The 3,672-nt window shown below is 68.8% G+C and carries 5 protein-coding genes; all 5 read right to left on the reverse strand.

Annotated elements, in window-relative coordinates; genetic code table 11:
• Positions 1-697: aminotransferase class V-fold PLP-dependent enzyme (locus Q0L15_RS15325; protein ID WP_296605322.1), on the reverse strand; the 697-nt coding region annotated here is incomplete at its 3' end.
• Between the two features lie 2 nt (positions 698-699).
• A complete protein-coding gene (gene sufC / locus Q0L15_RS15330; RefSeq protein ID WP_296605323.1) occupies positions 700-1,458 on the reverse strand; it encodes a Fe-S cluster assembly ATPase SufC in 759 nt (252 codons plus the stop codon).
• Positions 1,455-1,805, reverse strand: coding sequence for a non-heme iron oxygenase ferredoxin subunit (locus Q0L15_RS15335; RefSeq protein WP_296605324.1), 351 nt, complete (start codon positions 1,803-1,805; stop codon positions 1,455-1,457). The genes sufC and Q0L15_RS15335 overlap by 4 nt, the downstream gene beginning before the upstream one ends.
• Positions 1,805-2,980, reverse strand: coding sequence for a Fe-S cluster assembly protein SufD (gene sufD / locus Q0L15_RS15340; RefSeq protein ID WP_296605325.1), 1,176 nt, complete (start codon positions 2,978-2,980; stop codon positions 1,805-1,807). The genes Q0L15_RS15335 and sufD overlap by 1 nt, the downstream gene beginning before the upstream one ends.
• Before the next feature lie 64 nt (positions 2,981-3,044).
• Positions 3,045-3,672, reverse strand: a 628-nt coding sequence (locus Q0L15_RS15345) for a SufD family Fe-S cluster assembly protein (protein WP_296605326.1), incomplete at its 5' end; no start/stop codon positions are given.

Raw genomic sequence — 3,672 nt, forward strand, 5'->3', positions numbered from 1 at the left:
TCTTGTGACCGGTGAAGACCAGGAAGTCGCAGCCGGTCGCGGCCACGTCCACCGGGAGCTGCGGCGCCGCCTGGGAGGCGTCGATGACCGAGTAGGCACCGAACGCCTTCGCGCGGGCGACGAGGTCGGCCACGGGGTTGATCGTGCCGAGCATGTTCGACACCCAGGTGAAGGCCACGACCTTGGTGTGCTCGTCGACCAGCTCATCGGCGTTCGACAGGTCCAGCTGCCCGTCGTCGGTGAGACCGAACCAGCGCAGCTCGGCACCGGAGCGCTCGCAGGCCAGCTGCCACGACACGATGTTGGAGTGGTGCTCCATCTCGGTGATCACGACGTTGTCGCCGGGGCCGAGCTCGATCGTGCGTGCGAGCAGGTTCAGCGCCTCGGTCGCGTTCTTGGTGAACACGACCTCGTTGCGCGACCTGGCGTGCAGGAACGACGCGACCTTGTCGCGGGCGTCCTCGAAGGCCTCCGACGACTCGGCGCCGAGCTGGTGCATGGCGCGGGCGACGTTCGCGTTGTGGCGCTCGAGGTGGTCGACCATCGTGTCGATGACCACCTGCGGCTTCTGCGAGGTGTTGGCGCTGTCGAGGTAGACCAGCGGCAGACCGCCCGCGAGGGTCCGCCCGAGGATGGGGAAGTCCGCGCGGATCACCTCCAGCTCGGGGAGGAGGCCGGGCAGCTGCGTGGTGGTCATGGTCAGACCGTCGCCGTCAGGAAGCGCTCGTAACCGTTGGCCTCGAGCTCCTCTGCGAGCGCAGGGCCTCCGGACTCGGCGACGCGGCCGGCGACGAACACGTGGACGTGGTCGGGCTGGATGTAGCGCAGGATGCGGGTGTAGTGCGTGATCAGGAGCACGCCCTTGCCCTCCTGGGCACGGAACCGGTTGACGCCCTCGGAGACGACCTTGAGCGCGTCGATGTCGAGACCGGAGTCGGTCTCGTCGAGGATCGCGACCTTGGGGTTCAGCAGCTCGAGCTGGGCGATCTCGTGGCGCTTCTTCTCGCCACCGGAGAAGCCCTCGTTGACCGAGCGGGTGCCGAAGGTCGGGTCGAGGTCGAGGTTCTTGAGCGCCGCGTTGACGTCCTTGACCCACGTGCGCAGCTTGGGCGCCTCGCCGTCCAGGGCCGTCTTGGCGGTGCGCAGGAAGTTGGACACGGACACACCGGGCACCTCGACGGGGTACTGCATGGCGAGGAAGAGGCCGGCGCGGGCGCGCTCGTCGACGCTCATCGCGAGGACGTCCTCGCCGTCGAGCGTGACGGTGCCGCCGGTGACCGTGTACTTGGGGTGGCCGGCGATCGAGTAGGCCAGCGTGGACTTGCCCGACCCGTTCGGTCCCATGATCGCGTGGGTCTCGCCGTCCTTGATGGTCAGCGTGACGCCCTTGAGGATCTGCTTGGGACCGTCCTCGGTGTCGACCGAGACCTGCAGGTCCTTGATCTCGAGGGTGCTCATGAGGGGGTCACTCCGTTCAGGGTGGTGGTGGTGTCGACGTAGATGTCGCTGGTGCCGTCGGGATTGGCCCGCACTTCGACCGGGAAGGTGGAGACGGGCTCGGTGGCCGGGAGGCCGGTGGGCTTGCCGGTGCGCAGGTCGAAGCGCGAGCCGTGCAGCCAGCACTCGACGGTGCAGTCGGCGACCTCGCCCTCGCTCAGCGGGACGGCCGCGTGCGAGCAGAGGTCCTGGATCGCGAAGAACTCGTCCTCGTGGCGGGCCACGGCGACGTCGTAGGCCCCGACGGTCACCGCCAGTGCCTCGTCGCTGGGGACGTCGGCGACCGCGCAAGCGCGCTCGAAGGCCATCAGGCGAGCTCCTTCAGCACGTTCTTGGCGAGCTCCGTCTCGACGGTCTCCAGCAGCCGGTCCTCGATCGAGGGGATGCCGACCTTGCGGATCAGGTCGTTGAAGAAGCCGTGGACGACCAGGCGCTGGGCCTCCTTCTCCGAGACACCGCGCGAGCGCAGGTAGAACAGCTGCTCGTCGTCGAAGCGGGCGGTCGCCGAGGCGTGGCCCGCCCCCTCGATCTCGCCCGTCTCGATCTCGAGGTTGGGCACCGAGTCGGCCTGGCAGCCGTCGGTGAGCACGAGGTTGCGGTTCTCCTCGTAGGTCTCGATGCCCTCGGCGACCTTGCGGATCAGCACGTTGCCGATCCAGACGGTGTGGGCGCCCTGGCCCTGCAGCGCGCCCTTGTAGAGCACGTGGCTCTTGGTCTTGGGCGCATTGTGGTCGGCGAAGAGCCGGTGCTCGAGGTGCTGGCCCTCGTCGGCGAAGTAGAGACCGAGGAGCTCGGCCTCGCCACCGGGGCCGGCGTACTCGACATTGGCGTGCATGCGCACCACGTCACCGCCGAAGGAGATCGAGGTGTGCTTGACCGACGCGTCCCGGCCGACGCGGATGGCGTCGCGGCCCAGGTGGACCGCGTCGTCGTCCCAGTCCTGGAGCGTCAGCACGTTGGCGCGGGCGCCGTCACCCACGACGACCGTGGTGATGGCCGAGTAGCGCGCGGAACCGGTGTGGTTGAGCACGACCGTGACATCGGCGTGGGTGCCGACCCGGATGATCAGCCGCCCCCACACGAGGTCGTCGACCGACTCTCCGTGCAGGTGCAGGACCACGGGCTCGGCGACCACCGCGTCGGCAGGGACGTCGAGCAGCATCGCGCCGCCGGCGTTGGCCGCCGCCAGGGCCGAGGGTCGGTCGTTGGGTGCCAGCTCGCCGAGGGCCACCGCCTCGTCCGCCCCGACCTCGCGCAGCGTCACGCCCGCCGGGAGCGTCGTCTCCCACGTGAGGTGGGCGTCGGAGGCCTCGCCGTCGAGGATCCCGCGCAGCCGCTTGAGCGGCGTGAAGCGCCAGATCTCCTCCCGCCCGGTCGGCACCGGGTGGTCGTCGAGGTCGTACGACGGCGGCGGGTTGAGGTGGGACACGACCAGGTGCCCCTGGCCCTGCTCGAGGGCGGACGACACGCTCTCGCGCGTCACATCGGTGACTGTCACTGCTTCTCTTTCTACGTGTGGGCCATCGGTCCGGGCGGGGTCGTGCCCGCTAGCCGACTGCGCCCTCCATCTGCAGCTCGATGAGGCGGTTGAGCTCGAGGGCGTACTCCATCGGGAGCTCCTTGGCGATCGGCTCGACGAAGCCACGCACGATCATCGCCATCGCCTCGTCCTCCTCCATGCCGCGCGACATGAGGTAGAAGAGCTGGTCGTCGGAGACCTTCGAGACGCTCGCCTCGTGACCCATCGACACGTCGTCCTCACGGATGTCGACGTAGGGGTAGGTGTCGGAGCGGCTGATCTGGTCGACCAGCAGCGCGTCGCACAGCACGTTGGACTTCGAGCCGTGGGCGCCCTCGTTGACCTGGATCAGGCCGCGGTAGGACGTACGGCCGCCCCCACGAGCCACCGACTTGGACAGGATCGAAGAAGACGTGTGCGGCGCCGCGTGCACCATCTTCGCGCCGGCGTCCTGGTGCTGGCCCTCGCCCGCGAACGCGATCGAGAGCGTCTCGCCCTTGGCGTGCTCGCCCATGAGGTAGACCGCGGGGTACTTCATCGTCACCTTGGACCCGATGTTGCCGTCGACCCACTCCATCGTCGCGCCGGCCTCGCAGACCGCGCGCTTGGTGACGAGGTTGTAGACGTTGTTCGACCAGTTCTGGATGGTCGTGTAG

Origin of the sequence: Nocardioides sp. (assembly GCF_024509035.1) — a bacterium.
GTDB lineage: Bacteria > Actinomycetota > Actinomycetes > Propionibacteriales > Nocardioidaceae > Nocardioides.